Source organism: Vibrio sp. zbq_1, from assembly GCF_043102935.1.
GTDB classification, from domain to species: Bacteria; Pseudomonadota; Gammaproteobacteria; order Enterobacterales; family Vibrionaceae; genus Vibrio; species Vibrio parahaemolyticus.
On the sequence record NZ_JBICJH010000044.1, the window covers coordinates 70,395 to 95,743 of the forward strand.

Below are 25,349 nucleotides of genomic sequence, written 5' to 3' on the forward strand. Positions count from 1 at the left end.
ACTCGGAGACCTTTGTGTCAAAATCATCCATGTTCAAGAAGACTCTCGCAGGACTCTTACTGACGACGTCGGCCGTTGCTAACGCGAGCCAGTACGATATGAGCCGCCACTCAGAGTTTTCTTACACGCCTGATTGTATGTCAGGTTACTGCGAAACAACCAATCTGTACACCTTCGAATCTCAAAATCGCAGTCTTGCTTTTGAACAGAATAACGATGATTCTTTAAATCTTGACGCAGGCCTTCAGCCTAGACACCTTATCGTTCCTCAAGATAAGGACTGGGATTACCTAATGGGCCAGACGTACACCATTCTTGGCCTGAGTGTGGCTACTGTTGGTTTGATGACGTTTCTTCCTGAAAGCATTACGAAGTGGGACGAAGAAGACCGCGACATGAGTAAGCTGGGTAGCAAATGGAAAGATAACGTTTCTGATGGCCCGGTATGGGACCGTGACGAACACTTCCTAAACTACATCATGCACCCATACTTTGGCGGTGTTTACTACACAGCGGCAAGACATGCAGGTTACAACGAATTTGAATCATTCTTGTACTCTGCCACCATGTCTACTTTCTTCTGGGAATACGGTGTTGAAGCGTTTGCAGAAGTCCCTTCTTGGCAGGACATCTTTATCACGCCATTCTTTGGTGCGGTCGTGGGTGAAATGATGCTAACAGCAGAGCAAGACATCGTAGCAAATGGCGGCGAAGTGTTAGGTTCAGAAACTGCAGGCGACGTTTCTCTCTTCTTCCTAAACCCTGTTGGTCATATCCACCACTGGGTGACTGACGCATGGGGCGGCAGCGCTGAATTGAAATTCAACTCCTCACCTTGGTTCGGCAATCAAGATGTTGCGAAGTTTGCCATGGACGCAGGTGCAAGCTACGACAGTCAGTTTTACGGCGTAGAGCTGAAAGTAACGTTCTAAGCCAACCATATTGAACGACATTAATGAAGAGCAGCCAAACGGCTGCTCTTTTTGTATCTAGTGCACTGTTTTGATTATTTGCTTCGCGAATTAGTGTGAAAAATTGACTTCTATCAAACATAACCCCTTCCTAGGACCTACACTGAAGAAAAGGACTTATTCCAATAACTTAAGCGATGCGTTCCACCGCACTGCGTCCAAACCTTATTCCAGGAGGGGACATCATGAACACTGTGTTTATCGTTAACTTTGTCGGTCAAGCATCACCGGCGACTATCAAACAACTGGCTGCTGTTACTCATGAAAACGGAGGCAAATGGTTAATCAGTAAAGTGAACTTTATTGAAGACCAAGTCGCTGGGGTGATAAAAGTTGAGTTACCTGAAGAAAACGCGGACACGGTGAAAGAAGCGTTTTCAGCCTGCCAGACTCTAGTAGTTAAATTTGTGGATTCAGAGCCTCACTCACACAAAGAAGATACCATTTTCCAACTTCGTCTCGATTCCAATGACCGTGCAGGTATCGTCAATGAAATCACTCACGTTCTGGACGCACAGGGCATCTCTATTTTAGATATGGATTGCCAACGCGTATTTATTGCTGGGGGTGGCGGTGTGAGTTCTAGCTTGTTCAGCGCAAAAATGGCTATCAAGCTGCCAAGCGAATTGGAAATCGAAGATGTGGCGAACGAGTTAGAAGCGCTCAGCGAAGACACCAGAGTGATTATTGAAAGCTAGTCGATTTAGTCTTTTATTCATAGAAAAAGAGCAGCTATAAATAGCTGCTCTTTGTCATTGTAAGCATGAGAAAAACGTTACTTCACAGACCACTGTGACAGTGAGCGTTTGAAGTCTGAGTAGTCAAACTCATTCAGCTTTTGAATCTCGCCGCTTGAACGCTCACAGTAAACAGAAGGCATACGTAGACCATTAAACCAATTTAGTTTCACCATCGTATAACCTGCGCTGTCTAGAATGTGCAGACGTTGACCAATCTCTAGTGGCTGATCAAAATTCGCCACACAGAACTGATCACCGGCAAGACATGAACACGAACCAATCACGTACTCGTGCTCGCCGTTGTCAGATGCCTCTAGAATGGAAGCTGGTTCATTGTAAATCAGCGTATCAAGACGGTGTGCTTCAGTTGCAGAGTCAACAATTGCTGTCTTCTTCACGTTCTCAACGATATCGACCACAGTAACCACTAGATCTGTCGTCTTAGTGATGATGGCTTCACCCGGCTCTAGGTACATTTGCACGCCGTGCTTCTCAGAGAATGCTTTTAACGCTAGACCTAGCTTCTCAATATCGTAACCCGGCCACGTGAAGAATACGCCGCCACCCATGCTCACCCAATCCAGCTTGTTTAGGTATTCGCCAAACTGCTCTGAAATCGCATCTAATAGGCCGATAAACGCGTCCACATCTTTGTTTTCACAATTCATATGGAACATCACGCCATCAATACCTTCAAATACTTCAGGTTTGATGTGATCAGCTTGTACACCTAAGCGAGAGAATTTGCGCGCAGGGTTTGCGAGGTCTTGACCCGCGTAGCTCACGCCCGGATTTAAACGTAAACCAATCGACGCTTTGCCTTCAACAATGTGGCGGTAAGCTGCAAGTTGAGATTGCGAGTTGAAAATCATTTTGTCACAGATGTCTGCGACTTCACGTACGTCATCTTCGCTGTAACCCACACTGTAGGCGTGCGTTTCGCCACCAAACGTTTCGTATCCAAGTTTTACTTCGAATGGGCCGGAGCTGGTTGTGCCGTCTAAGTACGGCTTGATGATGTCAAACACACCCCAAGTAGAGAAACACTTCAGTGCTAGCACAAGCTTTACACCTGAGATTTCTTTGAGCTGTTTCGCTTTCTCTAGGTTCGCAATCAGCTTGTCTTCATTGATCATGAAGTACGGAGTTTTTAGTTCATTGTGTTGCATGTTAATACCTTGAGTGCTTTCGCCTGAACGAAGGCACTATAAAATCGAACAAAGCCGACGCTGTTGCATCGGCTTAGATTTAGTTAATTCAAGATTAGCCTGAGCTTACCTGCTTATTTTTTAAGCTCGTGGATGACTGGTAACCCTTGAGCTGGTTCCAACTCCTGAACATGCCAATCTAGACCGATTTCTGGCATTGTTTCTAGGAACGGATCTGGGTCTAGCTGCTCCATGTTGAACACGCCTTTGTCAGCCCACTTGCCACGGAAGAATTGAAGTGCGGCTGTGATCGCTGGTACACCTGTTGTGTAAGAAATCGCTTGATGCTCGACATCTTCGTATGCCACTTCGTGGTCAGCGTTGTTGTAGATGAATACGCTACGCTCTTTACCGTCTTTCTTACCTTGAACCCAAGTACCGATACACGTTAGGCCTGTGTAACCCGGTGCTAAAGACGTTGGATCTGGTAGTAGTGCTTTCAATACATGAAGAGGCTGTACTACTGTGCCATCGTGCAGCGTTAGCGGATCTGGACTTAGTAGGCCGATGTCGCGCATTACGTTGAAGTAGTTAAGGTAACGATCACCGAAGCCCATCCAGAACTCAATACGCTTCGCAGGGATGAACTCTTTCATTGAACGCACTTCGTCGTGCGCCATTGAGTACACTTTGTGTGAGCCACAGTTCGGGAATTCGAACTCAAGCATACGTGAGTGACAAGGTACTTGCTTCCACTCGCCATTTTCCCAGTAGAAAGAGTCACCTTGGATCTCTAGCATATTGGTTTCTGGGTCAAAGTTCGTTGCAAACTTCTTACCGTGGTCACCCGCGTTTACATCCATCACGTCGATTGTGTCGATCTCGTCGAACAGGTGTTTTACTGCGTATGCTGCAAACACAGAAACTACGCCAGGATCGAAACCAGCGCCTAAGATGCCAGTGATGCCCGCTTCTTCGAACTTCTCACGGTAGCCCCATTGCCAATCGTAAGCTTCAGGGACTTGTTGACCTTCTGAACATAGGTCAACCGCAACTGATGTATCTAGGTATGAAACTTTTGCTCGGTAACACGCTTCCATGATTGGCATGTTTACCCAAGGAGGACCCGCGTTGATAACTAGGTCCGGTTTCACTTCTTCAATCAAAGCAACAAGAGAATCTACGTCGTCAGCATTTACTGCACGAGCTTCTAGTTTCTTAGTTGAATCTTTCAGATTGTTTTTCTTCTGAATCGATTCGATGATTTTCTCACACTTACCTACGGTACGTGATGCGATTGTGATATCACCCAGAACGTCGTTGTTTTGTGCTGCTTTGTGTGCAACTACCCAGCCAACGCCGCCTGCACCAATCTGTAGAATTGCCATAGTTTTCCGTTACCTTTGTTAAACTAGCTCAACTGCTAGCATATTGATTTTAGAGAGCAAAGATTCAAAGTCCGCAGTCGTTAGACACGGGTTCAAAATCGTAAATTTAAGCGCGGTTTTACCGTCGACAATGGTTTCACCCAATACCGCGATACCGCGAGTCAACGCTTCTAAACGTAGCGCTTTGTTCAGTTCATCAAGATCTGCTGTTTCGTGTGTTGCACGGAACAATACCGTCGACAGTGAAGGCTCTGCTAGTAGTTCAAACTGATCGTTTGTACGGATCATGTCAGCCACTTCAAGCGTTTGAGCGAGTAGATGATCGTACATGTCACCCAGTGCCTTCGGACCCACGTTTTGCATGGTCATAAAGACTTTCAATGCATCGAAACGTTTGGTTGTCGCGATGGATTTATCGACCAAGTTTGGTAGCTCATCGTGCTCACGGTTCAAGTAATCTGCGTGATGAAGCAAGAACTTAAAGTTCGACTTGTCGTTCACCAAAAGTGCGCCACAGCTGATTGTTTGGTAGAACAATTTGTGGAAATCGACACTGATAGAGTGAGCGCGCTCAACGCCTTTCAGGCGAGACTTATGACTGCTAAGGATCAGCGCACCACCGTAAGCACCATCCACATGCATCCACATGTCGTGCTTGACTGCCATGTCGGCGATGAAGTCTAGGTCATCAATTGCACCGTGATCCGTCGTACCCGCAGTACCAACAATCGCAAATGGAATTAGCCCTTCAGCTTTCGCTTGCGCAATCACTTCATCTAGCTTCGTGATATCCATGGTGCCATCAGCGTTTGCATCCACAGTCATCACCGCTTTCTCACCAAGCCCCATCCAAGATGCAGACTTTTGAACTGTGAAGTGTGATTTCTTAGAACATACGATGCGAAGTTTGTCAGCGTAGTCAGGCAGACCTAGCTTCTGGATTGAGTGACCACTTAGCTTATCTGCGATCCAATCACGTGCCAGCATCAAACCCATTTGGTTACTTTGAGTACCACCGCTAGTGAAAATACCATCGGCTTTTTCGCCTAAGTCGTACTTGCCACACAGCCAATTGACCACTTTTTGCTCAACGTAAGTTGCAGAAGATGCTTGGTCCCATGAATCCATTGATTGGTTCAGTGCTGCAATCATCGCCTCTGCTGCAACAGCCGGCATTAAAGGAGGCGTATGCAAATGCGCGATACAATCAGGGTGTTGAGTGAAGATAGCGTTCTTTGCCACCAGCTCTGCCGCATCATCGATTACGGATTTAAGTGGCGCATTTTTGTTGTCTAGGTCAACCGCGTTGATCGCATCTTCTAACGCTTTAGGCTCCATACCTGAGTATGGTGCGTTAACTTGTTCAAACACTGACTTCATTGCAGCAGTTGTGTGACTCATGACTGATGCAAACTCAGCACTGCCTAGTTCACCGGTATGGATGAAGTGCTTTTTCCACTCTTCTTGTGGTACAGCTTCAACGTGGCTACCGCCTGCGGCGATGATCGCTTCTTCAAGCACACGTAATGCGAAGTCAATCTGTTCGAATGAAATGATAAGTGGTGGAAGGAAGCGAATAACAGAACCTTCGCGGCCGCCTTTCTCAACCATCAAACCACGCTCAAGCGCAGCACGTTGAATCGCTAGGGTCAACTGACCGTCAGCAAGAGGTTCACCAAACTTGTTAAGCTCGCCGTTAGGATTCTTGATTTCAACGCCTAGCATCAAGCCTTTGCCACGAACTTCAGCAATACAGTTAACACGTTTTTGGATGCTTTCCAGACCAAAACGTAGGTATTGGCCAGCAACGTTCGCATGCTCAACAAGGTTGTCACGTTGGATAATTTCAAGCGCTTTAGCACCTGAAACCATTGCAAGTTGGTTACCACGGAATGTGCCCGTGTGCTCGCCTGGCTTCCACGTATCGTGTTGCTTATTGATCACAAGCAGTGACATTGGCAAGCCGCCGCCAATCGCTTTAGAAAGACACAATACATCAGGCACGATACCCGCTTCTTCGAAAGCGAAGTTGTAACCAGATTTACCCACACCACACTGGATTTCATCAAAAATCAACAGGATACCGTGCTCATCACAAATACGACGTAGTTCGCGCAACCAGAATGCTGGAGCAGGAATTACACCGCCCTCACCTTGAACTGGCTCTACGATGATCGCAGCAGGTTTCATGATACCCGCTTCATCATCGTTCAATAAACGCTCGATATAACGAATGCTTGCTTTCGCACCTTCGTCACCGCCAAGACCAAATGGACAGCGTAGGTTGTATGGGAAAGGCATAAAGTGCACATCTGACATTAAGCCAGTACGACGCGCTTTTGTTCCTAAATTACCCATCATGCCCATCGTACCGTTTGTCATACCGTGATATGCCCCACGGAAAGCAAACATGGTATTACGACCTGTCGTTTGTTTCGCTAGCTTGATCGCAGCTTCAACCGCATCAGCACCCGATGGTCCACAGAACTGAATAACACAGTTATCGCCCAGCTCTTGAGGAAGAAAAGACTTAACAGACTTAATAAAGTGAGTTTTAGCAGAAGTGGCAATATCAAGAGTTTGATAAGGCAGACCAGAGTCTAACTGCTCTTTCAACGCTTGGTTAATTTCAGGATGGTTGTAACCCAACGCTAAAGTACCAGCACCAGCTAAACAATCTAGGAAGACTTGACCACGAGTATCTTCTACCAAACAGCCATATGCTTGCTTTATCGCAATCGGTAGACGACGTGGATAAGAACGAACCTCAGATTCATGCTCCGCCTGTTCTAATAGAACTTGATCCGGCGTTAAGTCATACGTTCCCTCAACAAAAGGAACCTGAGAAGAAAAAATGTTTGCGATAGTGTTATCGACTTCAAAGGCAGTGCTCATACTACTTAATCCCTTGAATTGTAATAATTCTCGAACCTGTATTTATTTTCGTTTGAATTTAATTACAGGAGATATAGGTAAACCTCCGCATTTGTCGCTACGTAAAAGACAAATACAGATAGTCAGTCACAACATCGGTGACTTTTATTTGTGCTGGGAATTAATCAAGGTTCCGTAATGCAACCGTTTTGTAAAACAGGACATTTCGGCAGTATGAAGCTGATTAGTGTGTGTTTATTCAAAGGTTTCAATGTTGGGTTTCCCATTAACATGCTGCATTTACAGCATTAGTATCCCGTCTATCGACAAATGGCTTTACCGATACCTACCCTACGTAGTGTCACAATCAGCTTGAATGGTCACTACGCGTATCCCCCAGAGAACTAGCGTCATAAATTACGCTCCGAGATTGCGCGCGAATTTATCACAAAATAAAATCTTCTGGCAACGACTTTTCACAATTCATAAGTTGACAGCGATCACAACAAAACCATTCTTATTCTGATCTCAATAACTTACCTGATAGAGGTGAATTTATCTTGTTCTGTCGATATGCATCTAACAAAGTCATAAATAAAACTGGTTGAATAGTGTGGATGTGAATTTAAAAGAACTGGTTTCCCAGATAGCCTAGAATTTGCATTTATTTGTTTGGCGAGAGTTGGACTTACTTGTTGAAGTTGTTGAGAAACAACAAATACGAAAAAGCCCAGCTAAAAAGCTGGGCTTATCAATCTGGAGCGACACACGAGGTTCGAACTCGTGACCTCAACCTTGGCAAGGTTGCGCTCTACCAACTGAGCTAGTGTCGCAGATTTAAGATGGTGCCCCGGGCCGGACTTGAACCGGCACAACGCGAACGTCGAGGGATTTTAAATCCCTTGTGTCTACCAATTCCACCACCAGGGCACACAAATATTCTTTGTGATGCCTTTACAGAAAAGTAAAACACCATCTGATACCGCATAACGCCATATCTATAATTTGGAGCGACACACGAGGTTCGAACTCGTGACCTCAACCTTGGCAAGGTTGCGCTCTACCAACTGAGCTAGTGTCGCATTTATTCTAAAAAGAATAATGGAGGCGCCTCCCGGAGTCGAACCGAGGTCCACGGATTTGCAATCCGCTGCATAGCCACTCTGCCAAGGCGCCTCATTTGTGAAGTAAGCATCGCTTTTTCACTACCCTTTCAAGCCGTGCTCTCTTGGGTACGGGATGCATTCTACGGATTCGAGCGATCGAGTCAACACTATTTTTATTTTTTTAAATCGTTTGACCAGATTTTGTGCGAAAGACTGTAGATTGATTAGTTTTGATACGAAAACATGACCAATTACACTTGTTTATCTTGAGTTTATGGCTACTCAGCACCCGCTGCTAAGGTAGGTTCTCGACATTTCAAGTAGAGATAATTGGACAATTACAAATCTAACAAACACCGACTGAACAAAAAACAAGATTAAGATCACATTTCTATTTTTAGAAAGTCATTCGAAATGCACAAAAAAAGCAGGCATAGCGACCTGCTTTCTTAATCTCGTTTAGTGATGTTCTTCGTTCAGCAAATCATCTTTTGCTGCTGCAAGATACTGAACCATCGACCAATATGTTAGGAATGTAGCGACGTACAGAGCGGCAAAGCCTAGCCAAACCATCCATTCGTCATAGCGCCAAATCAGAACCCATAATGCAAACATCTGAGAAACTGTTTTTACTTTACCAACCCAGGATACAGCGACACTTGCGCGTTTACCGATTTCAGCCATCCATTCACGCAATGCAGAGATGATAATCTCTCGCGCAATCATGGTTACAGCAGGGATAGTTACCCAAATAGTGTGGTAGTGCTCTGTAATCAAAATCAACGCTGTCGCAACCAGTACTTTATCAGCGACTGGATCGATAAACGCACCAAACCTTGAAGTTTGGCCAAGTTTACGAGCTAGCATGCCATCTAACCAGTCGGTAAAACCTGCAACCCAGAACACCATTGCTGCCGCAAAGGGCGCCCAAGAATAAGGCAGATAGAAGACAACTACGAATACAGGGATTAAGAACAGTCTAAGAAGGGACAGAATGTTCGGGATATTCAAACGCATTTTATTATTCTCTTACACATTGCGTGTTTATGTTGCTGGATTTTCCTTATTGTTTCAATGCTTGGAAAATAATTTCTGCTAAAGAGTGACTAATTCCCGGCACTTTGGCGATTTCTTCAACACTTGCGCGCTTAAGTTCCTGCAATCCACCCATGTATTTCAATAAAGCTTGGCGTCGTTTTGGCCCAACACCTTCAATCCCCTCCAACGCGCTTGTACGTCGAGTTTTACCACGTTTCGCTCTGTGACCCGCAATCGCATGATTATGACTCTCATCGCGAATATGTTGAATCAAGTGTAAGGCTGGAGCATCACTTGGTAAGTTGAACTCTTCGCCATCAACCGTAATTAAGGTTTCAAGGCCAGGTTTACGTGTTACACCTTTGGCAATACCAATCATGATTGGTCGCTTAGGCCAATCTCCCCAATACTGGGCGATGATTTCATGCGCACGATTTAACTGACCTTTACCACCATCAATAAAGATGATGTCAGGGATTTTTTCTACGTCCAACTGCTTTGAGTAGCGCCGCTCTAACGCCTGCCCCATCGCTGCATAATCATCGCCACCCGTGATTCCAGTAATGTTATAGCGTCGGTATTCTTGCTTTACCGGACCTTCGTTGTTGAAGACCACACATGATGCGATAGTGCTCTCGCCCATCGTATGGGAAATATCAAAACACTCCATCCTCATAATAGACTCCATTCCCAGCGTCTCGCGAAGTGCTTTGAAACGTTGGTTGATCGTCATCTTATGGTTGATTTTTGTCGTGATGGCAGTAAGTGCATTGGTATTAGACAGCTTAAGATATCTCCCTCTCGCACCAGTCGGAGAAGTATGAAAATGAACCTTACGTCCTGCGACTTCACTCAGTGCTTTTTGAATGGGTTCGAGATCGTCGGCCAACTCTTGGTTCAGTATTATTCGAGATGGGATTGTTCGCGCCTCATTGTGGCTCAGGTAGTACTGAGTCAAAAAGCTATCGAATACCTCTTGTTGGCTCGTGTTTTGAGGAATCTTAGGGAAATGACTGCGACTGCCTAACACTTTACCCTGACGAATCATCAATATGTGGATGCAAGCAATGCCGTTCTCTTGCGCAAAACCCAGCACATCCATATCGTCCATGCTGTCTTCCGATACATATTGCTGTTCTTGGACTCGTCTTATCGCTTGTATCTGATCACGAAACTTTGCCGCGTCTTCAAACCGAAGTTGCTGACTAGCAACCTCCATTTTCTCTATCAACTGCTTCAGTACTTGCTGATCTTTACCTTGCAGAAATAGACGAACAAAACCCACCAGCTCAGCATACTCTTCATCTGAGATAATCGAGCTAACACACGGGCCAGCGCAGCGACCAATTTGATACATCAAGCAAGGGCGCGTTCGATTGGAGTAAACCGTATCTTCACACTGTCTAACAGGAAATATTTTTTGCAGCAAGTGCAGCGTTTCTCGTACCGCCCCTGAGTCAGGGTAAGGACCAAAATACTCGCCTTTACGCTTCTTGGCCCCACGGTGCATCGACAATCTCGGATGTTTATGACCGCTAATGAATATATAAGGGTACGATTTATCATCACGCAGAAGCACGTTGTATTTCGGTAAATACTGCTTGATGTAATTGTGTTCAAGAATCAGCGCTTCTGTCTCGGTATGCGTCACCGTGACATCTATTTTGGCAATATTGCTCACCAAAGCGCGTGTTTTTTCACTGTCGACTTTTTTGCGAAAGTAACTAGAAAGGCGTTTTTGAAGATCTTTGGCTTTACCGACGTAAATAACAACAGCATCGGCGTTGTACATGCGGTACACGCCGGGCTGATGAGTTACTGTCTTGAGAAAGGAAGCCGAATCGAAAGGAGGATTCACACTAAAGGGTCTCGGTGTCCAGCATTCCGTGGCGAATCGCTAAGTGTGTTAACTCAACGTCACCATTAATGTCCAGCTTGCTAAACAGTCGATAGCGGTAGCTGTTGACTGTCTTTGGACTTAAGTTAAGTTGCTCAGAAATATCCGTTACTTTCTGACCTTTCGTGATCATAAGCATGATTTGCAGTTCACGTTCGGACAAATCTTTAAATGGGTTTTCAGAGGCAGGTGAGAACTGGCTCAATGCCATTTGCTGCGCTATCTCTGGAGAGATGTAACGCTGCCCACTATTGACCACACGAATTGCATTTACCATTTCATCCGGCCCTGCACCTTTGGTTAAATAACCAGAAGCACCAGCCTGCATCACTTTGGTTGGAAACGGATTTTCCGTATGAACGGTTAGTACGATGATTTTCACATCTGGATTCACGCGAAGAATTTTCTTGGTGGCTTCCAAGCCGCCAATCCCAGGCATGTTCATGTCCATTAAAACGACGTCAGCATGATTACTGCGACACCATTTTACTGCATCTTCACCGCTGTCAGCTTCTCCTGCTACGTTCATTCCACGGACGTCTTCAATAATACGTCGTATCCCTGTGCGAACCAGCTCGTGATCATCTACAAGGAAAACATTAATCAAACTTGTATCTCCACACTTTTTATTGGCTCTGCACCCACATAACTTTACTAAATGTGGATATCAGTATGACTGCCTATATACTAACGTATTTGGCAAAAAATTGCTTTCTATGAATATGTGCTGAAACGCAAACTTTAGCAAGAACTTATTCATAAACCACTCTATTATTTCAGAGCGTGATGTGCAGAGCCGAAATCTAGGAAAAACTAATTAACAACATTACCCCCAACAAATCAAGTATCTATATCCATATAACCTCGATATATGAGAATCACTTAACTTGCAAACGAGAAAACAACTGGCAGATCTGGTGGTTTAACATACAGAAATCGTTGACTAGAAATCCTTTTTTAAGCCATTTGTAATTGCTAAAAACCTCCGATTAAACAAGCCAGAAGTAACTATGCAGAAGTATCTAATTCCATTTTCTATTACTGGTTATTTTTACAGTCCATAATGTTAGAATGGCGACTTGAAAAATTTATAAGGTTTCTCTCTTTTGAACATCCAACAAGGTTTCCTACTTACTCGCCAAGCACGAGACATCAAAGGCCAAACTCAGATAGAGTTGTGGCTCGCGACAGAAGCAGGTCCGACTCAACTATTGATCAATGGAGAGAAACCCGTGTTCTTCATCGCTCAAGAGCACATTGAGCAAACCCAAAACCTGGCGCTATCGAAAAGTATTCAAGTTGAAATTCGAACTCTTGAACTGAAAACGTTCGAGCATACCCCTCTCGCAGCTTGCTATACGAAAGTAACCAAAGAAGCACTCGTATTACAAGATCTGCTCTCACAGCAAGATATCGTGACTTACGAAGGCGATATACGACTCGCTGACCGCTATCTAATGGAGCGCTTTATTAAAGGGAGTGTGGAGTTTACAGGTCATCAGCAATCGCGAAATGGCTTTCATCGTATCCAGAATGCAAAGTGTCGAAGTGGTGACTATGAGCCTAAGTTGCATGTCGTTTCGCTAGACTTGGAGTGTTCAGAAAAAGGCATTCTATACTCCATCGGTTTGGATAGCCCTCATGACTCTCGAGTCATTATGATTGGGGAACCAGAACCAGCTGAAACAAATATTCAATGGGTTCAAAATGAAAAAGCACTACTCGAAGCATTGATTGCTTGGTTTAAGTCGTTCGATCCTGATGTTATTGTTGGTTGGAACGTTATCGACTTCGATTTTCGTCTCCTTCATAAACGTGCGGAATGGCACAACATGAAGTTGATGTTGGGTCGCGCTGATCAGCCAAGCTTCTTTCGTAGCTCATCCCAAAGCCAACAGGGGTTTATCTCAATTCCCGGACGTGTAGTACTCGATGGCATCGATACACTAAAAACCGCGACTTATCACTTTCGATCTTGGTCATTAGAATCGGTTTCACAAGAATTACTCGGTGAAGGCAAAGAGATCCATAACGTGCATGACCGTATGGACGAAATCAATCGCATGTATCGCTCCGATAAGCCTTCACTTGCCAAATACAACCTGCAAGACTGCGTGCTGGTAAACAAAATCTTCGAACACACTCATCTCCTCGCGTTTGCTATTGAACGGTCGAGGTTGACGGGGGTTGAGTTGGATCGCGTCGGAGGCTCAGTCGCGGCGTTCACCAATCTTTATTTGCCACAAATTCATCGAGCAGGTTACGTCGCACCCAATTTGCACCCTGAAAACTGGATTGCGAGTCCCGGCGGTTACGTAATGGACTCAATCCCTAACCTTTATGACTCAGTTTTAGTGCTGGATTTTAAGAGTCTATATCCCTCTATTATTCGCTCTTTCTTGATCGACCCTATGGGTTTGGTCGAGGGTTTATTACTGGACATTGGTAAGGATGACGATCAAGCCGTACCTGGTTTTCGTGGTGGTCAGTTTCATCGTTCGAAACACTTTTTGCCAGAGATGATCGAAAAGCTTTGGGCGGCACGAGATGTTGCGAAGAAAAACAACGAGAAAGCTTTTTCTCAAGCAATCAAAATCATCATGAACTCGTTTTATGGCGTATTGGGCTCATCGGGATGTCGTTTCTTTGATACTCGATTAGCTTCCAGCATCACCATGCGCGGGCATGAAATCATGAAGCAAACTAAAGTGCTGATTGAAAACAAAGGCTATCAAGTGATTTATGGAGATACAGACTCAACATTTGTCTCTTTGAATGGTTCATACAGCCAAGCGGAAGCGGATGAAGTCGGCAATCACTTGGTTGAATACATAAACTCTTGGTGGCAAGAGCATCTTCGCGCTGAGTACAACCTCACTTCAATGCTTGAAATTGAATATGAAACTCACTACCGCAAGTTTCTGATGCCAACTATTCGTGGCGCGGAAACAGGCTCGAAAAAACGTTATGCGGGTTTAATTGGTGAAGGAGAGCAAGAGCGCATTGTATTCAAAGGGCTAGAAAGTGCACGTACCGACTGGACGCCATTAGCGCAAAAATTCCAAAACACGCTCTATCGAATGGTATTTCACGGCGAAGACCCGAGTGACTATGTGCGTGAAGTAGTAGAAAAAACCAATAATGGGGAGTTTGATGACCAATTGGTTTATCAAAAGCGACTACGCCGAAAGCTGCATGAGTACCAAAAAAACATTCCACCTCAAGTGCGTGCAGCACGTTTGGCCGACGACATTAATGCCAAGCTTGGCCGACCTTTACAGTATCAAAATCGTGGGCGCATAGAGTATTTGATTACCCTAAATGGCCCTGAGCCTCATGAATACCGTAACAGTCCTATCGACTACCAGCACTACATCGACAAACAGCTAAAGCCTGTTGCAGATGCGATTCTGCCATTTATCGGCACAGACTTTGAAACCCTCTCAGCACCACAGATGGGACTGTTCTAACCAATACGAAACTCAGTCTTTTGGTACTGCTTCACGAGCCAGCCACCGAAAGCATCAATTAGGCCAATGACCGAACGCTTGGGAATTGGCCTTCCAGATAACAATATGCAGAGGCGGTCAACCTCCAGTTTTTTCTCGGGATGATATTGCAAAAACACTTCACCACATTCTATTGGATCATCAAACCAGCGCTTATCGCGATACATCACCAAAGAGTAAGAAGCTCTTAATAACTTTTTAGCGATGACTACCTGCGCACGAACTTGCTCCTCAAGGCTTGTCGCCTGAACAATCTTAGCTCGATACACCGCTAGCCATTCTTCAACATCCATATTCCAGTGCTTAGCAATTTCCCAACTCGGCACATAGTCGCCAAAACAATCAGCCAAGTCATCACCATGCACACAAACACAGCAGTGCTTGAGCATAAAGCCCCAAGTAAAAATGCTATCAAGATTGGCAACTTCGCTAACAAGTGCCGTTCTTATCGCCACTCCCTTGACTTGCGGATGATTTTGCTGAGCTCGCCACTTTATAGTATTGAGCAGCGTCGCTCGGTTGTTCTCAAACGTCGACTTTGTCACCACAACTAAATCTAGGTTAGACTTTCCTGCTACTGCCGTTTTTCGCGCAACACTTCCGTACACATAAACGCTGTGAAGATTTTGCCCTAGACCGCCTTTTAGGCACATCAACACTTCTTTGATTAAAGGAGCAAACTCTGGTTGAAAAGGTTGTTTAGGATCGATAACTGAAAGAGACATGGATTAAAAAGCGCGCTCAAAGTTTGTCAGTAAGATTCGCTTATGATCCCCTAGCCCCTATTCGGAATCAACCCTAATCAAACGTTTAATCTTGATTCAACAATCACGATGAATTTTGGTGCCACACAACAAACTTAGCGCTATAATCAGCGAGTTTTGCTTAATAAGTATGAATAGGAATATACAATGCCAAAGGCAAGTGAAATCAAAAAAGGCTTCGCAATCGAGTCTAATGGTAAAACTCTTCTAGTTAAAGACATCGAAGTAACGACTCCTGGCGGTCGTGGCGGCGCTAAAATCTACAAAATGCGTTGTACAGATCTAACAACTGGCGCACGCGTAGATGAGCGTTACAAGTCTGATGACGTTGTAGAAACAGTTGAGATGAACAAACGAGCAGTTGTGTACTCATACGCTGACGGCGATGAGCATATCTTTATGGATAACGAAGACTACTCACAGTACACATTCAAACACAATGAAGTTGAAGACGACATGTTGTTCATCAACGAAGACACGCAAGGTATTCACATTATCCTTGTGGACGGTTCTGCTGTAGGTCTTGAACTGCCTTCTTCTGTTGAACTAGTCATCGAAGAAACTGACCCTTCAATCAAAGGCGCTTCAGCTTCTGCTCGTACTAAACCTGCGCGTTTTGCTTCAGGTCTAGTGGTTCAAGTTCCAGAATACATCGCAACTGGTGACCGTGTAGTTATCAACACTGCTGAACGTAAATACATGAGCCGAGCATAAGCATGTCTGATTTGATTTCTTACGACGACGTTATCGACGCAGCGTACGACATCTTCCTTGAAATGGCTCCAGACAATCTAGAGCCAGCTGATGTCATTCTGTTTACTGCTCAATTTGAAGATCGCGGTGCCGCAGAACTTGTTGAAACTGGTGAAGACTGGGTTGAACATGTGGGCTTTGAGGTCGACAAAGAAGTGTATGCAGAAGTTAGAATCGGCCTAGTAAACGAAGAAAATGACGTACTTGATGACGTATTCGCTCGTATGCTAATCAGCCGAGACCCAGAACATAAGTTCTGCCATATGCTTTGGAAGCGCGACTAACGCTCCTTCTCTTACGAATAAAAACACCAGCCTAGTGCTGGTGTTTTTTTATCTTCAAACATCACCGAAGATAGAAAAATGGCCTTTTTGCGTATAAGAAAAAGGCCTGCCAATTGGCAAGCCTTTCTGATTTTCGTTTTTCGCTCTCGATTAACGATGCTTGTTGCGTGCACCTTGTTCGCCAGCATTTTTCTTTGGCTTACGACGAGCAGGATTGTTGCTGCGACCTTTAGACGTGCTTACACGTTCTTCATGGCGCTTAACCGCGCGGCGGATTTTTTGGCTGCGAGCACGTTCACGCTTACGTGACGTATTATCCTTGCTCAAATCTAGCATGGTTTCTTTCTCTGGGCGAAGTTCTACAAGCTCACGCAGGTAGTTTACTTCTTTCAGATCCAGTTCCATCCAACCGCCACGAGGCAGTTTTTTGTCTAGGAAGATATCACCGTAACGAACACGTTTCAGACGGCTAACGGTACACTCTTGAGATTCCCATAGACGACGAACTTCGCGGTTACGACCTTCGTTGATCACTACGTAGAAAGTGTGGTTCATACCTTCACCACCTGCGTAGACAACGTCTTCAAAGCGAGCTAAACCGTCTTCCAGTTCAACCCCTTTTACTAGATTACGAACTTTTTGTTCGGTTACTTCACCAAACACACGCACTAGGTATTCACGCTCAACTTGGCGACTTGGGTGCATTAGACGGTTTGCTAATTCACCATCAGTAGTGAAAAGTAGCAGACCAGACGTGTTTGCATCCAAACGACCAACAGAGATCCAACGAGAGCCACGAATTTTTGGCAGACGGTCGAAAACCGTGCGACGGCCTTCTGGGTCATGACGAGTACACAGCTCACCCTCAGGCTTGTAGTACGCAAGTACACGACAGATCACTTCTTCTTGAACCTTTGCAGATACAATGTGACCATCGATACGAACTACACTGCTCTCATCTTCCAGTCTTTCACCAAGTTTAGCGACCACACCGTTCACGCTTACGCGTCCGGATTTAATTAACGATTCGATCTCACGACGAGAACCGTGTCCAGCACGTGCTAATACTTTTTGTAACTTTTCGCTCATTTATCTACCTATGTGTCGTCTTCACAGACGTCGAGACCAGAATTGGCCTTCATTGTGCAAGTTACCCATGTAGATGGGATTTTTTCGGTCGGTCATTATACGCGATTCTTGCATTTAATGTAAGTGAAATCCTGCCAATTCTCCGCCCACAATTTACCGTTCAAGACAAACTCTCGGCCCAACTTTTGTCCTACTAAGTATGAGATATTCCTATGCAGAATCGAACTATTATGGGTCGTTCCTATCCTCTTTCAAACGGTCTCAGCTGATAAAATTGTCAGGGTTATAACAACAATAACCCATTTAGCTTGCTGGCTATGGTAATCAGATAAAAGGAATAAAAAATGTCTAAGACAAATCTTGACCTAAATTGGATTTTTGGCACATCCGGAGATGACGATTTAACAGGAACAAAAGGATCTGAAACCACCGACATCTTTTTCGGATTTGGCGGTAACGATAAGTTTGTAGGCTACGGTGGCAATGATTATATTTTTGGCGGCTGGGGAGACGACACTCTGCTAGGCGGTCGTGGCAACGATTTTATTTCTGGCGGTTTTGGGAATGACTTCATCTCAGGAGGTCTAGGTAATGATTCATTGTTCGGTGGATGCGGTGATGATGTTATTTTCGACTATTCAGGCAACAACTTCCTCAGTGGGGGCTGGGGTAACGATACGCTTGTGATCGGCGATGGCGAGTCAGTGTTGAGCGGGGGCTGTGGTGACGACACATTTGTCTTTACCAACCGTCTGGCGATTGGAGTTCCTGATCAACCGGTATCCTCCAATGACATTGAGATAGAAGCCGATGTTCTCGACTTTAATATCTTCCACGACAAACTGGTCTTTGATTTGGGTAAAGATACAGATGGTGATGGCATTCGCGATACTTTCTTAGATTCGGCGGATGATCTGACCCTTAGCTACAACGAATGTGGTTGGGCAGTATTCTCTAACGAAGAATACAACGTAGAAGTCACGCTAAATGGCGTTAATTCAGCTTACATAAACTATGCTGAACACCACGGTATCGACATTTTCGAATTCGCATAAGCCATCTTTACTCGGCGTAAACACTGCTCAAGTATAAATAATGAAAAAGGAGGCTGATAGCCTCCTTTTGTTTATGTTGGTATTTCAACTTATTCGAATGGTGATGGATCGCCAGAACCAATTCGCACCACTTCTGGATCACCTTCGCTGAAGTCAATCACTGTAGTAGGTTGCTCACCTAAGTAACCACCATTCAGGATCACATCAACTGCATGTTCAAGTTTGTCGCGGATATCTTCCGGATCAGACTCTGTCACATCGCTACCAGGCAGAATCAATGACGTTGACATCAATGGCTCACCCAGTGCTTCGAGAAGATCCAATGCGATTTGGTTATTTGGCACACGAATACCGATAGTCTTACGTTTCGCATTCATCAAGCGACGAGGAACTTCCTTCGTACCTTTGAAGATGAACGTGTAAGGACCAGGAGTGTTGTTTTTCAGTAGTCGGAATGCTCCGTTGTCCACGCGCGCATACAGAGAAATTTCTGACAAATCGCGACACAACAACGTGAAGTTGTGCTTATCATCTAAGCGACGAATCTGACAAATGCGCTCTAGCGCTTGTTTGTTCTCCAATTGGCAACCAAGTGCATACCCTGAATCTGTCGGGTAAACCACGACACCGCCATTACGAATGATTGCTACTGCTTGATTGATCAAGCGAGCCTGTGGGTTTTCTGGATGAACGTAAAAAAACTGGCTCATTGTAATTCCTCATTATCGAGCCTCTCGGCTCTATATTTTTGTGGAGCTTGAATGCCGTCTTGTTGAGCATTATACCCAAGTCATTCTCGCTGAAACTAACGTCTTGACGTTACTTGGATACATCCAACGAAGGATCGATGCCCCAATCTTTCCAAACGGGTTCAACACCTGCAGGTAACCACAGGTTTCTGCCTAATTCCATCCAAGGAGATGGATAGTGAAAATCGCTGCCTTGAGAGGCTAATAGTTTGTATTGTATAGCATAATCAGCCAAGTTGCGTCTTTCTTGTTGTGCTTGCTGCGGTTGAGCAACTTCCATTGCATCTCCGTTAGCCTCAACAAACGCAGCTAGAAGACGCTTAATCCACTTTGCTGTCAACTGATATCTGCCCGGATGCGCCAATACCGCTTTACCACCAGCGGCATGGATAGCATCGACAGCCTCTTTCATTGAACACCAATTTGGCGGTACATAACCTGGGTTATTGCGAGTGAGATACTTTTTGAAAACCATTTGCATGGTTTTCGCATAACCATTATCAACTAACCACTTAGCAAAGTGAGCTCGGGTAATCGGCGCGTCACCAGCCAGTTGCTGAACTTCTTCTAACACCCCTTCACGAGTGGCCTTTTGCAGACGAGAAGCGATCAGCTCAGAACGAGCCACACGATGTTGCTTTTGTTGCTCAATCAATGCCGCTAATGCAGGATTTTCAGGATCAATATTCAAACCAACGATATGGATATCTTTATTCTGCCAAACGGTTGATATTTCAATACCGTTAATGATTTTTATCGGCAAGTCGTTCTCTTCAACGTATTGTTTGGCACGCGCTAAACCGTCAACCGTGTCGTGATCTGTAATCGCCAAAACCTCGATATCAAAACCCAGTGCCCTATCCACTAAATCTTTCGGTTCTAATCGACCATCGGACGCCGTGGTGTGACTATGTAAATCAATTCTCATATTTTTGTCGTTTTAATGCTGTTTTGGGGTTGACTTTTTACTCTCGCACTAGTTAACTAGTACACAAATACAAAGCACGTAATTTAAGGCTCACTATGTTACAAGAATTTAACCAGAACCAAAAAGCGAAAGTTGCTGTTTGTCTTAATAAGACAAACTCAGCAGATCTTGCTTGGTGGCGCACTTGGACAAGTTCTTGGTGGGCTAACGTGTACTTCTAGTTTAGAAAAACAAACGTCATAAAGCCCGCTACTCAAGCGGGCTTTTTATTTTGTCGCCCAACTCACATTCAACTGCCTAAACATTAATCGGATATGACCAACTCTTGATTGGGAGAACGTTTGCTTTATGCGACTATGTACTGCAGGACGATTAAAACAGCTACAAGGAGGTCTTGTGAACAAGGCCATTGAAATTAAGAAACTTGGACAACTGGAAGTATTAAAAGCTTCTGTTCCTTACACTCAAGACCCAACCCGTCTGTTCCATACTATTTGTGAGAACAAAACGGATAGCTTGCTTTTAGAATCGGCTGAAATTGATTCTAAACAGAATCTCAAATCGCTGTTAATCGTCGATTCTGCGGTTCGCATCGTTTGTTATGGACATACCGTCAGCTTTCATGCTCTAACGGAGAACGGCAAAAACCTACTGACGCATTTGAATCAAAACGTACGTGGCGAAGTCGCAAGCCAATTTGACGGCGAAACACTGACTTTAGAATTCATCCAACCATGCGATACGATTGATGAAGATTCTCGTCTACGAGAAGCCTCTTCTTTTGATGCGCTTCGTTTGGTACAGCACAGTTTTGATCTTTCTTCGCAAGACAAACATGCCATTTTCCTTGGTGGCCTATTTGCGTATGACTTGGTGGCGAACTTCGAACCATTAGGAGACGCGGTAGCAACAAACCAGTGTCCGGATTACGTCTTCTATGTTGCGGAAACATTACTGGTTGTAGATCACCAAACAGAATCCTGCCAACTGCAAGCAACATTGTTCGTTGACGGCTCGCAAAAAGCAGCGCTAGAAAGTCGAATCGAAGATATCCGAGCTCAATGCACATCGCCAAAGCGTCTTCCAGACGCAACGCAAGTGGCCAATATCACAGCTCAACCAAGCGTTTCGGATCAAGATTTCTGTCAAATCGTCCGTGATCTAAAAGAATTCGTGGTAAAAGGCGATATTTTCCAAGTAGTTCCTTCTCGTCGATTCACATTGCCTTGCCCTTCTCCGCTAGCAGCTTACAAAGAGCTAAAGCAAAGCAACCCAAGCCCTTACATGTTCTACATGCAAGATGAGCTGTTCACATTGTTTGGTGCGTCTCCAGAAAGTGCCTTGAAGTATGAAACCGACACCAACCAAATAGAAATCTATCCAATTGCGGGGACTCGCCGTCGCGGTAAACGTCCAAATGGCGAAATCGATTTTGATTTAGATAGCCGTATTGAACTTGAACTGCGTAGCGACAAAAAAGAGAACGCTGAACATATGATGTTGGTAGACCTAGCTCGTAATGATGTAGCGCGCATCTCACAAGCTGGTACTCGTCATGTTGCCGATCTCCTTAAAGTTGACCGTTACAGCCATGTTATGCACTTGGTGTCCCGCGTGGTTGGCCAGTTGCGCGATGACCTTGATGCTTTGCACGCTTACCAAGCTTGTATGAACATGGGCACGTTAACTGGAGCGCCAAAAATTCGTGCAATGCAACTGATTCGCGATGTCGAAGGTGCTCGTCGTGGCAGCTATGGCGGAGCGGTAGGCTACCTGACAGGAGAAGGCACGCTCGACACTTGTATCGTGATTCGCTCGGCTTACGTGGAAAACGGCATTGCTCAAGTACAAGCAGGTGCAGGCGTGGTATTCGATTCTGACCCTCAAGCGGAAGCCGATGAAACACGCGGAAAAGCTCAAGCGGTTATCTCTGCTATTCAAGCAGCGCATTCTCAACCTGCGAACAAGGAGTAGCAGACATGGCGAACATCGTATTCATCGATAACTTTGACTCGTTCACCTATAACCTTGTGGACCAATTCCGCTCATTAGGTCACTCAGTCAAAATTTATCGTAACCACATTCCGGCAGAAACCATCGAACAAGCAATAAACGAGCTCGAAAACCCCGTCGTTCTGCTATCACCGGGGCCAGGTGCGCCATCAGAAGCTGGTTCGATGCCAGAGCTGATTCAACGAATGAAAGGCAAAGTGCCAATGATTGGTATTTGTCTTGGTCACCAAGCGATTGTTGAAGCATACGGCGGTACTGTCGCTGGCGCTGGTGAAATCATCCACGGCAAAGTGTCGATGATGGAGCACCAAGACCACGCAATTTATCAAAATCTGCCCTCGCCACTTGCAATTGCGCGTTATCACTCTTTAGTGGCGACAAAGGTACCAGACAGCCTGACCATCACTGCCGAAGTCGACAATTTGGTCATGTCTGTTGTGCACGAACAAGATAAAGTTTGCGGATTTCAGTTCCACCCAGAGTCAATAATGACGACTTACGGCGCAACCTTGTTGGGCAACGCGATTGAATGGGCGCTTGAGAAAAATAACGCATAAGGAAATGGGGAGAGAAACTATGGAAGCAATCATCAACAAACTGTACGAACAGCAATCACTGACTCAAGAAGAAAGCCAACAGCTATTCGACATTATTATTCGCGGCGAGCTTGATCCAATTTTAATGGCATCGGCATTAACTGCATTAAAGATCAAAGGCGAAACGCCTGATGAAATTGCCGGTGCAGCAAAAGCCCTACTGGCGAATGCGAACCCGTTCCCTCGCCCTGATTACGACTTTGCAGACATCGTAGGAACAGGGGGCGATGGTCACAATACTATCAATATCTCGACGACGGCCGCCTTTGTTGCAGCAGCATGTGGCCTAAAAGTCGCGAAACACGGCAACCGCAGCGTATCAAGTAAATCCGGCTCTTCTGACTTACTGGACTCGTTTGGCATCAACCTAGCAATGAGTGCTGAAGACACCCGCAAAGCGGTTGACGACATTGGCGTTGCCTTCTTGTTCGCGCCTCAATATCACGGAGGCGTTCGCCACGCGATGCCTGTGCGCCAAACCATGAAAACGCGCACCATTTTCAACATTCTTGGCCCGTTGATTAACCCTGCACGTCCAAACATCGAACTAATGGGCGTCTACAGTGAAGAACTGGTTCGTCCTATCGCAGAAACCATGCTACAAATGGGTATGAAGCGCGCCGCTGTCGTACATGGTAGCGGATTGGATGAAGTGGCCATTCACGGTACAACAACGGTTGCCGAAATCAAAGATGGCAAGATCACTGAATACACCCTAACGCCAGAAGATTTTGGTCTAGAGTCTCACCCGTTAGAAGCCATTAAAGGCGGCGACCCGGAAGAAAACAAAGCGATCATCACCAACATTCTGACGGGTAAAGGTACAGACGCACAATTAGGCGCAGTCGCGGTTAACGTCGCACTTCTAATGCGTTTATTCGGCCACGAAGATTTAAAAGCCAACACGCAGCAAGCGATCGAGGCTATGAACTCAGGCAAAGCTTACCAATTGGTACAGCAACTTGCCGCGCACGCTTAAGGAACAGATGAAGATGACTGACTTCAACACCCAGCAAGCAAACAACTTATCAGAGCACGTCTCAAAAAAAGAAGCAGAAATGGCGGAAGTGCTTGCCAAAATTGTTCGCGATAAATACCAATGGGTAGCAGAGCGAAAAGCATCACAGCATCTGAGCACTTTTCAATCGGATCTATTGCCGTCGGATCGCAGTTTTTATGATGCATTGAGTGGCGATAAAACCGTATTCATTACAGAATGCAAAAAGGCATCGCCATCAAAAGGCCTTATCCGCAACGACTTCGATTTGGACTACATCGCGTCGGTTTACAACAACTACGCAGACGCGATCTCGGTTCTGACCGATGAAAAATACTTCCAGGGTAGCTTCGATTTTCTACCTCAAGTTCGCCGACAAGTGAAACAACCAGTGCTGTGTAAGGACTTCATGGTCGATACCTACCAAGTTTACCTTGCTCGTCATTATGGCGCGGATGCGGTATTGCTCATGCTTTCGGTACTGAATGACGAAGAGTACAAAGCGTTAGAAGAAGCTGCGCACAGCCTAAACATGGGCATTTTAACGGAAGTCAGCAACGAAGAAGAGCTTCACCGCGCAGTTCAGCTTGGCGCTAAAGTTATCGGTATAAACAACCGCAACTTGCGCGACTTAACAACGGATTTAAACCGAACTAAAGCGCTTGCGCCAACCATTCGTAAGCTTGCACCAAACGCAACGGTTATTTCAGAGTCTGGCATTTACACTCATCAACAAGTTCGTGACTTAGCAGAATATGCAGACGGCTTTTTGATTGGCAGCTCGCTGATGGCGGAAGACAACTTAGAACTTGCGGTTCGTAAAGTAACGCTAGGTGAAAATAAGGTTTGCGGTCTGACTCACCCAGATGATGCGGCAAAAGCGTATCAAGCAGGCGCAGTATTTGGTGGTCTGATTTTCGTTGAGAAGTCAAAACGAGCGGTCGATTTTGAAAGTGCTCGCCTAACCATGAGCGGCGCGCCACTTAATTATGTTGGCGTATTCCAAAATCACGACGCTGATTATGTCGCCTCAATCGTAACGTCGTTGGGTTTAAAAGCCGTGCAGTTACATGGGCTAGAAGATCAAGAGTACGTCAACCAGCTCAAAACAGAACTACCCGTTGGCGTCGAGATTTGGAAAGCCTACGGCGTGGCGGATACAAAGCCATCCTTGCTCGCAGACAACATTGACCGTCACCTACTGGATGCTCAAGTTGGTACTCAAACTGGCGGCACAGGCCACGTGTTCGACTGGTCTTTGATCGGCGATCCAAGTCAAATCATGCTGGCAGGTGGACTGTCGCCTGAAAATGCACAGCAAGCAGCAAAATTAGGCTGCTTGGGATTAGATTTAAACTCTGGAGTAGAAAGCGCACCGGGGAAAAAAGATTCACAGAAGTTGCAAGCCGCATTTCGCGCTATTCGCAACTACTAAAGTTATTCGCAGTTA

21 protein-coding genes, 4 tRNA genes and 1 other annotated feature are annotated in these 25,349 nt (G+C 45.3%); of the genes, 11 read left to right on the forward strand and 14 right to left on the reverse strand.

Going from position 1 to position 25,349, the window contains the following annotated elements:
* The first annotated feature begins 29 nt into the window (after window positions 1–29).
* Entirely contained in the window at window positions 30–932 is a 903-nt protein-coding gene (locus tag ACF8CV_RS22695) for a DUF3943 domain-containing protein (RefSeq protein WP_021448933.1), read from the forward strand.
* A gap of 224 nt (window positions 933–1,156) precedes the next feature.
* A complete protein-coding gene (locus tag ACF8CV_RS22700; protein WP_005483182.1) occupies window positions 1,157–1,669 on the forward strand; it encodes a glycine cleavage system protein R in 513 nt (170 codons plus the stop codon).
* A gap of 77 nt (window positions 1,670–1,746) precedes the next feature.
* Here ACF8CV_RS22700 and nspC read toward each other — a convergent pair whose 3' ends face one another.
* From nspC to uvrY, 10 genes are all read right to left on the reverse strand, one after another.
* The gene (gene nspC, locus ACF8CV_RS22705; protein ID WP_005483192.1) at window positions 1,747–2,880 is read right to left on the reverse strand and encodes a carboxynorspermidine decarboxylase; all 1,134 of its coding nucleotides are present in this window, start codon (window positions 2,878–2,880) and stop codon (window positions 1,747–1,749) included.
* 113 nt (window positions 2,881–2,993) lie between these two features.
* Window positions 2,994–4,247 carry a carboxynorspermidine synthase gene (locus tag ACF8CV_RS22710; RefSeq protein WP_005483247.1) on the reverse strand — a complete coding sequence of 418 codons (1,254 nt, stop codon included), beginning with the start codon at window positions 4,245–4,247 and terminating at the stop codon, window positions 2,994–2,996.
* Between the two features lie 18 nt (window positions 4,248–4,265).
* Window positions 4,266–7,142, reverse strand: a complete 2,877-nt coding sequence (locus ACF8CV_RS22715) for a pyridoxal phosphate-dependent class III aminotransferase (protein WP_208870981.1) — start codon at window positions 7,140–7,142, stop codon at window positions 4,266–4,268.
* Between the two features lie 736 nt (window positions 7,143–7,878).
* Window positions 7,879–7,954: transfer RNA gene (locus ACF8CV_RS22720), tRNA-Gly, on the reverse strand.
* Between the two features lie 10 nt (window positions 7,955–7,964).
* Window positions 7,965–8,051: transfer RNA gene (locus tag ACF8CV_RS22725), tRNA-Leu, on the reverse strand.
* A gap of 76 nt (window positions 8,052–8,127) precedes the next feature.
* A tRNA-Gly gene (locus ACF8CV_RS22730) sits at window positions 8,128–8,203 on the reverse strand.
* A 20-nt stretch (window positions 8,204–8,223) separates the two neighbouring features.
* Window positions 8,224–8,297: transfer RNA gene (locus ACF8CV_RS22735), tRNA-Cys, on the reverse strand.
* 389 nt (window positions 8,298–8,686) lie between these two features.
* Complete coding sequence (gene pgsA, locus ACF8CV_RS22740; RefSeq protein ID WP_005494716.1) at window positions 8,687–9,244, reverse strand: CDP-diacylglycerol--glycerol-3-phosphate 3-phosphatidyltransferase; 558 nt, start codon at window positions 9,242–9,244, stop codon at window positions 8,687–8,689.
* Window positions 9,245–9,290: 46 nt separating this feature from the next.
* Window positions 9,291–11,123, reverse strand: a complete 1,833-nt coding sequence (uvrC, locus tag ACF8CV_RS22745) for an excinuclease ABC subunit UvrC (protein WP_005494715.1) — start codon at window positions 11,121–11,123, stop codon at window positions 9,291–9,293.
* Window position 11,124: 1 nt separating this feature from the next.
* Window positions 11,125–11,769 (reverse strand): UvrY/SirA/GacA family response regulator transcription factor, encoded by a 645-nt coding sequence (gene uvrY / locus ACF8CV_RS22750; protein ID WP_005386783.1) that lies wholly within the window; start codon window positions 11,767–11,769, stop codon window positions 11,125–11,127.
* Window positions 11,770–12,268: 499 nt separating this feature from the next.
* Between uvrY and ACF8CV_RS22755 the strand changes: the two genes are divergently transcribed.
* Window positions 12,269–14,632: a DNA polymerase II gene (locus ACF8CV_RS22755; protein ID WP_025592527.1), complete on the forward strand. Its 2,364-nt coding sequence runs from the start codon at window positions 12,269–12,271 to the stop codon at window positions 14,630–14,632.
* Here ACF8CV_RS22755 and ACF8CV_RS22760 read toward each other — a convergent pair.
* Window positions 14,629–15,396 (reverse strand): nucleotidyltransferase domain-containing protein, encoded by a 768-nt coding sequence (locus tag ACF8CV_RS22760; protein WP_138937554.1) that lies wholly within the window; start codon window positions 15,394–15,396, stop codon window positions 14,629–14,631. The two genes, ACF8CV_RS22755 and ACF8CV_RS22760, sit on opposite strands and share 4 nt — an antisense overlap.
* A 186-nt stretch (window positions 15,397–15,582) precedes the next feature.
* Between ACF8CV_RS22760 and yeiP the strand changes: the two genes are divergently transcribed.
* Both yeiP and ACF8CV_RS22770 read left to right on the forward strand, forming a co-directional pair.
* Window positions 15,583–16,149: an elongation factor P-like protein YeiP gene (gene yeiP, locus ACF8CV_RS22765; protein ID WP_005465079.1), complete on the forward strand. Its 567-nt coding sequence runs from the start codon at window positions 15,583–15,585 to the stop codon at window positions 16,147–16,149.
* Between the two features lie 2 nt (window positions 16,150–16,151).
* Window positions 16,152–16,472 carry an HI1450 family dsDNA-mimic protein gene (locus ACF8CV_RS22770; RefSeq protein WP_005465080.1) on the forward strand — a complete coding sequence of 107 codons (321 nt, stop codon included), beginning with the start codon at window positions 16,152–16,154 and terminating at the stop codon, window positions 16,470–16,472.
* A 150-nt stretch (window positions 16,473–16,622) separates the two neighbouring features.
* On the opposite strand, the gene rluB is transcribed toward ACF8CV_RS22770, so the two are convergent.
* Window positions 16,623–17,561: a 23S rRNA pseudouridine(2605) synthase RluB gene (gene rluB, locus ACF8CV_RS22775; protein ID WP_005465081.1), complete on the reverse strand. Its 939-nt coding sequence runs from the start codon at window positions 17,559–17,561 to the stop codon at window positions 16,623–16,625.
* Window positions 17,562–17,905: 344 nt separating this feature from the next.
* Between rluB and ACF8CV_RS22780 the strand changes: the two genes are divergently transcribed.
* Entirely contained in the window at window positions 17,906–18,616 is a 711-nt protein-coding gene (locus ACF8CV_RS22780) for a calcium-binding protein (protein WP_023585313.1), read from the forward strand.
* A gap of 89 nt (window positions 18,617–18,705) precedes the next feature.
* Here ACF8CV_RS22780 and ACF8CV_RS22785 read toward each other — a convergent pair whose 3' ends face one another.
* Window positions 18,706–19,326 (reverse strand): L-threonylcarbamoyladenylate synthase, encoded by a 621-nt coding sequence (locus tag ACF8CV_RS22785; RefSeq protein WP_017448415.1) that lies wholly within the window; start codon window positions 19,324–19,326, stop codon window positions 18,706–18,708.
* A gap of 109 nt (window positions 19,327–19,435) precedes the next feature.
* Complete coding sequence (locus tag ACF8CV_RS22790; protein ID WP_005465084.1) at window positions 19,436–20,293, reverse strand: PHP domain-containing protein; 858 nt, start codon at window positions 20,291–20,293, stop codon at window positions 19,436–19,438.
* Window positions 20,294–20,388: 95 nt separating this feature from the next.
* Here ACF8CV_RS22790 and ACF8CV_RS22795 point away from each other — a divergent pair, with 95 nt between their 5' ends.
* The 5 genes from ACF8CV_RS22795 (at window position 20,389) to trpCF (ending at window position 25,334) form a co-directional block, all read left to right on the forward strand.
* Window positions 20,389–20,514, forward strand: a complete 126-nt coding sequence (locus ACF8CV_RS22795) for a trp operon leader peptide (protein ID WP_005465085.1) — start codon at window positions 20,389–20,391, stop codon at window positions 20,512–20,514.
* Window positions 20,461–20,564: a sequence feature (Trp leader region), on the forward strand. Its footprint overlaps the gene before it by 54 nt.
* Before the next feature lie 125 nt (window positions 20,565–20,689).
* Entirely contained in the window at window positions 20,690–22,267 is a 1,578-nt protein-coding gene (locus ACF8CV_RS22800) for an anthranilate synthase component 1 (RefSeq protein WP_020838761.1), read from the forward strand.
* Window positions 22,268–22,272: 5 nt separating this feature from the next.
* Window positions 22,273–22,863, forward strand: a complete 591-nt coding sequence (locus tag ACF8CV_RS22805) for an aminodeoxychorismate/anthranilate synthase component II (RefSeq protein WP_005465090.1) — start codon at window positions 22,273–22,275, stop codon at window positions 22,861–22,863.
* Window positions 22,864–22,882: 19 nt separating this feature from the next.
* Window positions 22,883–23,881, forward strand: coding sequence for an anthranilate phosphoribosyltransferase (gene trpD, locus ACF8CV_RS22810; protein ID WP_005465092.1), 999 nt, complete (start codon window positions 22,883–22,885; stop codon window positions 23,879–23,881).
* A 13-nt stretch (window positions 23,882–23,894) separates the two neighbouring features.
* Complete coding sequence (gene trpCF, locus ACF8CV_RS22815) at window positions 23,895–25,334, forward strand: bifunctional indole-3-glycerol-phosphate synthase TrpC/phosphoribosylanthranilate isomerase TrpF (protein WP_171055887.1); 1,440 nt, start codon at window positions 23,895–23,897, stop codon at window positions 25,332–25,334.
* Window positions 25,335–25,349 lie beyond the last annotated feature (15 nt).

Bases quoted from the DNA above. Each gene is read 5' to 3' on its own strand.
- ACF8CV_RS22695 (WP_021448933.1), top strand. From the start codon at position 30: ATGTTCAAGAAGACTCTCGCAGGACTCTTACTGACGACGTCGGCCGTT.
- ACF8CV_RS22700 (WP_005483182.1), top strand. From the start codon at position 1,157: ATGAACACTGTGTTTATCGTTAACTTTGTCGGTCAAGCATCACCGGCG.
- nspC (WP_005483192.1), bottom strand. From the start codon at position 2,880: ATGCAACACAATGAACTAAAAACTCCGTACTTCATGATCAATGAAGAC.
- ACF8CV_RS22710 (WP_005483247.1), bottom strand. From the start codon at position 4,247: ATGGCAATTCTACAGATTGGTGCAGGCGGCGTTGGCTGGGTAGTTGCA.
- ACF8CV_RS22715 (WP_208870981.1), bottom strand. From the start codon at position 7,142: ATGAGCACTGCCTTTGAAGTCGATAACACTATCGCAAACATTTTTTCT.
- pgsA (WP_005494716.1), bottom strand. From the start codon at position 9,244: ATGCGTTTGAATATCCCGAACATTCTGTCCCTTCTTAGACTGTTCTTA.
- ACF8CV_RS22760 (WP_138937554.1), bottom strand. From the start codon at position 15,396: ATGTCTCTTTCAGTTATCGATCCTAAACAACCTTTTCAACCAGAGTTT.
- yeiP (WP_005465079.1), top strand. From the start codon at position 15,583: ATGCCAAAGGCAAGTGAAATCAAAAAAGGCTTCGCAATCGAGTCTAAT.
- ACF8CV_RS22770 (WP_005465080.1), top strand. From the start codon at position 16,152: ATGTCTGATTTGATTTCTTACGACGACGTTATCGACGCAGCGTACGAC.
- rluB (WP_005465081.1), bottom strand. From the start codon at position 17,561: ATGAGCGAAAAGTTACAAAAAGTATTAGCACGTGCTGGACACGGTTCT.
- ACF8CV_RS22780 (WP_023585313.1), top strand. From the start codon at position 17,906: ATGTCTAAGACAAATCTTGACCTAAATTGGATTTTTGGCACATCCGGA.
- ACF8CV_RS22785 (WP_017448415.1), bottom strand. From the start codon at position 19,326: ATGAGCCAGTTTTTTTACGTTCATCCAGAAAACCCACAGGCTCGCTTG.
- ACF8CV_RS22790 (WP_005465084.1), bottom strand. From the start codon at position 20,293: ATGAGAATTGATTTACATAGTCACACCACGGCGTCCGATGGTCGATTA.
- ACF8CV_RS22795 (WP_005465085.1), top strand. From the start codon at position 20,389: ATGTTACAAGAATTTAACCAGAACCAAAAAGCGAAAGTTGCTGTTTGT.
- ACF8CV_RS22805 (WP_005465090.1), top strand. From the start codon at position 22,273: ATGGCGAACATCGTATTCATCGATAACTTTGACTCGTTCACCTATAAC.
- trpD (WP_005465092.1), top strand. From the start codon at position 22,883: ATGGAAGCAATCATCAACAAACTGTACGAACAGCAATCACTGACTCAA.
- trpCF (WP_171055887.1), top strand. From the start codon at position 23,895: ATGACTGACTTCAACACCCAGCAAGCAAACAACTTATCAGAGCACGTC.